General features: G+C 51.7%; 1 protein-coding gene. It reads left to right on the top strand.

The genetic code is table 11. The features are described 5' to 3' along the window. A partial coding sequence (locus DDE76_RS20185) for a DUF983 domain-containing protein (RefSeq protein WP_108463726.1) occupies window positions 1–309 on the top strand: 309 nt, incomplete at its 5' end. Window positions 310–379 lie beyond the last annotated feature (70 nt).

Genomic DNA, 379 nt, shown 5'->3' with positions numbered 1-379 from the left:
AACTGCGGCAAAGGCTGGCTCTTTCATCACTACCTTGAGCAGCACGACAATTGTGCCGTCTGCGGTGAGCCGCTTGCCTATTATAAGGCTGGCTTGTTCCTGCCTTTCGTGGTCGTGACGTTTGTTATCCACTTGGTGGCTGTTGTAATGCTCCACATGGAACTGAGCGGGGCATCAAATCCACTCTATTACCTGTACATTCTTGTCCCTATGACCCTTGTTGGCACTATGGCAATCCTACCCTCCTCGAAAGGGGCCATAATCGGACTTATGTGGTCTAAAGGTTGGAGCGACGAACAAGACCGCTAAGCGTGTGCCAAAGCTACACGTCTGCATTCGCCCACTACTGACGTAAAGCAGACAGTCCGATAACCACCCC

Origin of the sequence: Devosia indica, assembly GCF_003056405.1 — a bacterium.
GTDB lineage: Bacteria > Pseudomonadota > Alphaproteobacteria > Rhizobiales > Devosiaceae > Devosia > Devosia indica.
Note: the sequence above shows the minus strand (reverse complement) of the source record. Positions and strands in the feature narration are given on the sequence as shown.